This is a genomic window from Candidatus Seribacter sulfatis (genome assembly GCF_964187635.1).
GTDB classification, from domain to species: Bacteria; Verrucomicrobiota; Verrucomicrobiia; order Opitutales; family Seribacteraceae; genus Seribacter; species Seribacter sulfatis.
Genome location: NZ_CAXLMO010000034.1, coordinates 1 through 4,256, shown reverse-complemented (window position 1 = coordinate 4,256; position 4,256 = coordinate 1). Strand labels below are relative to the sequence as shown.

Below are 4,256 nucleotides of genomic sequence, written 5' to 3'. Positions count from 1 at the left end.
ACTCGATTGGATTAGTGCCGTGGCCGCCTGGTTTGGCCATGAGATACGCATTTCACAAAATGTACCAGTCGGGATTATCGAGTCTCATTTTGGCGGCTCAAAGCTTTACTGCTGGATGCCCCGCAAATCCCTCGAAAGAAGCCCGGAATTTACCCGTGACATTATCGAGCCCTATCGGGTTCAAAAGAAAAAGTGGGACGATGCACACGCCGCCTGGAAGGAAGATCCGAATCGCGATCCCAACCGACCGCCCACCGAACCATGGAGGCTTTCCTGTCTATACAATGCGATGATTGCACCCATCGCTCCCCTTGCGATGCGGGGAGTGATTTGGTACCAGGGCGAATCCAATCAGGGAAGAGCCGAGCCATACCGCAGACAACTCCCGACCATGGTAAAAGAGTGGCGGAAAACTTTTGAGCAAAACAATCTGGCCTTTCTTGCCGTCCAACTACCTGCTTTTGGAAAAGTCCGTGATTGGCCGAGAAGTCCATGGGCGGAGATGCGAGAATCGATTGCCCTGTTGGAAAAGTCCCTACCGAATACGGCAACGGTTGTTTCAACAGATTGTGGTTTGCCTGATGAAATCCATCCGCCCCTCAAAAAGCCGATTGGACAAAGGCTGGCACTCGCCGCCCGAACTAAGGTTTACGGAGAAAAGAATCTGGTCTACCGAGAGCCGAGACCAAAAAAGATTACTTTCCAGGAAAACGGGGCTTTAATCGAGTTCGACCAAAACCTCTTCACCACGGATGGAAAACGAGAAGTCAAAGGATTCTCCTTGGCAGGCATTGATCAAAAGTTCTATCAGGCAAAGGCAATAATCAAAGGGGGCGGCTCCGCATGGGTCACCTCCGAGAAAGTAATGGATCCCATTGCAGTGCGTTATGCTTGGCAAGACAGTCCGACCGCCAGCCTTCAAAATAAGGAAGGCATGCCCGTAGGCACCTTTCGTAGCGACTTTTGGGAATTGCAGACACAAGCGCGCATCACCACTCCGCTGCTACTGAAAAAAACCGGAACCCCTGAGAAGCCTGAAGTGTTCGATGGGCAGGGTATGCTCATCGACCTGGGCACCCGAGTCAGCGATCACGACTGGATCACGGACGGTGATCTATGGACATCGCAACCGGGCTTTCTAAAAAGTTTCGGACACACACCCCGGATCGCCGGGCAAACCGCAGGACTCTTTATCGGAGAGATTCCGATTACCATTCCCCGCGATCATGAAGCGGAAAAGGGACGCCCCGACATGAAATCGAAATGCTACTTTCCTCCCCAAAAGCTCAAACCGGGTGAGATGGGATATGCAAAGGACGGATCACTCTACTTTCGCTGGCCCAAGGGATGCAAACCGGGCAAAGCAATTGGAGCAGACCGCGGACGATTCAAGCCCATCATTTTACCTGCAAAAAATGGGATAAACGGGGTATCCATTGCCTGTTCCAATATCATCATTCGTAACCTGACCGTCAAATATGCCGGGAACGACGGCTTCAACATTCATGGAGATCGCCGGGGCATCCGCTTGGAAAATGTGCGTGCCCTATCCTGTGCCGACGAAGGGATCAGTGCCCACGAGACCACGGAAATGGAAGTCATTGATTCCGAAATTGCATGGAATGGATCCATCTCCGGCGGCGTCACTGATGTCAATGATGCGGTGACCACCTACCGCAACTGCATCGTTCACGACAATGCGGGAGCCGCCTTTTCCTTTACTGGCAAAGCCCACCGCGTCTACGACTCCCTGATCTACAACCATAAAAGAGCCTTTCATGTGCACAAGGAAGTTGATTTCAAAGAAGAGAAAAATAAAATTCGGAAATGATTAAAATTCTCGCCTGGCTTAATAAGATTAAACTATCGAGAATATTTGAATATTAAGAGTGCCTGGAAAATGGATGCTCAGGATCATCCGCTTTTTCCTGAACCAATGACAAAGCATCTGCAGTTCTTTTCTTGAGGTACTTAGTGAGGGCAAAGGATGCCCAAATTGAACCAATTAAAATGACCGACATTATAGCAATCACGATGTACATAGGCCAGAAAACTCCTTTTTTGAGAACCGAATCGCTTGGGTTTTCAGGATCATAATAAACATCAATACTTTTTCCTGTGGGATAGGATTTTAATTCCTCCTGAGCATCCGACCTCTCATTGTGACTCATAGTTCCAAACCCAACGGTATTTCCCTCATAATTATTTCCTTCCACGGTGTAGGAGTATGTAACCCTGACACTGTATGATGTACTTGTTCTGGTAAAACCTCGAGCATCCTTGCTCTTGCTTTCGCTCTTTTCAATATTTGACTTAAGAACGGTGGCCGTTCCCTTATCCCAGTCCTCGCTCTGCATACCCTTATTTATGGCCCATAAGCCAAAACCGAGAAAAATAATACTCCCAAAGCCAAAGCTAAGCGGAAATAGACGACCCACAACAAAAATAAATGCTTTGGAACAGCCAGGTGAAATAGGTGGACGAGAATTGGGCGGTGCTTGATTCATGATTTTTTAATTCTTTGTGTAAAATTTACAGATATTGGAAATGGGCTTGCCGTTGAGTGTTAACCTTACCGAAACAATCCCTGTCGATGGTTTCTTGATCTCCATAACTGCCTGACAAATAGCATGTTCATTGGGAGATAAATCCATAAAATCAGGATCCAAAGAAAAACTCCTCTCCATTCTCTAGCTCAAGAATGAAACCATTCGCATTGGGTGGGGATGCGATCCAGTCTAGTTCAAGCATGGTTGTATTGGACTCAGGCAAATCAAAGGCAAAGGAAGCATTGACCAAGGAGGGTGTCTCAAGTGATTTGCCTGTGGATTGCTTCAACTCCTGGATCAGCAGGTCACGAACTCTGCGGGATTCCTCATCACCACCTCCCCTGTTTAGCCGCTCAAGCGAATGCTCGATCAATTCATTTTTAAATTCACATCCAACCTGAAGACCCATAACCAAAAAGAAAAGTATCAGACGTAAAATATATTTTTTCATCAATAATCAGTGAACCGTCTTCTTTTGGAAGCATCCCCGTCAATTGGGCTACGCTTTTCGAAAAAGATACTGATAAACCCAATAATGAAGACACATACACCCAAGAAAACCACTGCGACACCAAATAACGCAGATCCTATGGAATCACTTATACCTTCTGCCATCTCTCCGGCACTGGGACTCTCAACATTCTGATAGAAAGTGATGAGACTGAGAACGGCATCAGTTCCGAAAACGATCAGGCTTAGGGAAATAATCACTGCTCCCGAGAGAAGAAGTTTCGTAGATGTTTTCATTTACAAATTTTAGGCAATGGCGAAATCAAATACACACTTCATAAAATTTAAGGAAATATCGGGAGTTTAATCATCAATATTGTTTAGCAATTTCACTGTGCCTAAAGCAAGAGGTTATATGGTCGTTCACCATCCCGACCGCCTGCATAAAAGCATAGCAAATAGTCGGTCCAACAAACTGAAATCCTCTCGATTTTAATTCCTTACTCATTTTTTCAGATTCTTTTGTTTTTGCAGGAGTCTTATCCCAACTTTCCCAATAATTAGTTATTGGATTATGATTTACAAAACTCCAAAGAAAGTCAGAAAAGCTTCCCTTTTCTTCGATTAATTTCAAATAAGATTTGGCATTTTGCCTTGCCGCTAAAATTTTCAATCGGTTTCGAATAATTCCAGAATCTTCAAGTAAAGTTTCAATTTTCACTTCCGTCCAGTTAGCCATTTTAAACGGATCAAATTGATCGTAGGCCTTTCGGTAATTTGCCTGACGCTTGAGAATTGTGATCCAGCTTAACCCTGCTTGCGAACCATCGAGGATTAGTTTTTCGAATAATTCCAAATCATCATAAACGGGTACCCCCCACTCTTTATCATGGTACTCGAGATAGATTGGATCATCCTTCGGCCAAGAACATCTAGATTTAGTCATTTGTTAAGAACTGCATCAATAAACACCGAGACTTCAGATATAAAAGCATCCTGACTTTCCCATGGTACCCGATGCCCCGCATTGGGAATTATTTGGTGTCGGACCTGCATACAATGGGCAGCCAAGTCCTGCCCAATTTTTGTGTACTTTATATCATCACAACCAGAGATGTAGAGCAAAGGAGGAGTTTTTAGCTTCCTTAACATTGGAAGCATATTCCCCTGCCTTGCTTTGGAAAACACATCAAAAAAACGACTAATTTTTTCTGAGTCCAATTCAGAGATTTCCCTACTCGCACAATTCGATCTCCC

At 45.2% G+C, this 4,256-nt stretch carries 6 protein-coding genes; 1 reads left to right on the top strand and 5 read right to left on the bottom strand.

Features of this window, described 5'->3' with window-relative positions; translation table 11 throughout:
• Nucleotides 1–1,831 (top strand): sialate O-acetylesterase (locus ACKPQ5_RS03980; RefSeq protein WP_407677803.1); only part of this gene is annotated, 1,831 nt, incomplete at its 5' end.
• A 52-nt stretch (nucleotides 1,832–1,883) separates the two neighbouring features.
• Here the strand turns inward: ACKPQ5_RS03980 and ACKPQ5_RS03975 are convergent.
• The 5 genes from ACKPQ5_RS03975 to ACKPQ5_RS03955 form a co-directional block, all read right to left on the bottom strand.
• Entirely contained in the window at nucleotides 1,884–2,507 is a 624-nt protein-coding gene (locus ACKPQ5_RS03975) for a DUF3592 domain-containing protein (protein ID WP_407677802.1), read from the bottom strand.
• A 151-nt stretch (nucleotides 2,508–2,658) separates the two neighbouring features.
• Entirely contained in the window at nucleotides 2,659–3,000 is a 342-nt protein-coding gene (locus tag ACKPQ5_RS03970; RefSeq protein ID WP_407677801.1) for a hypothetical protein, read from the bottom strand.
• Nucleotides 3,000–3,296 carry a hypothetical protein gene (locus ACKPQ5_RS03965; RefSeq protein ID WP_407677800.1) on the bottom strand — a complete coding sequence of 99 codons (297 nt, stop codon included), beginning with the start codon at nucleotides 3,294–3,296 and terminating at the stop codon, nucleotides 3,000–3,002. Before ACKPQ5_RS03965 ends, ACKPQ5_RS03970 begins: the two co-directional genes overlap by 1 nt.
• Before the next feature lie 73 nt (nucleotides 3,297–3,369).
• Nucleotides 3,370–3,945: a DNA-3-methyladenine glycosylase I gene (locus ACKPQ5_RS03960; RefSeq protein ID WP_407677799.1), complete on the bottom strand. Its 576-nt coding sequence runs from the start codon at nucleotides 3,943–3,945 to the stop codon at nucleotides 3,370–3,372.
• Nucleotides 3,942–4,256: alpha/beta fold hydrolase (locus tag ACKPQ5_RS03955; RefSeq protein WP_407677798.1), on the bottom strand; the 315-nt coding region annotated here is incomplete at its 5' end. The genes ACKPQ5_RS03960 and ACKPQ5_RS03955, both read right to left, overlap by 4 nt.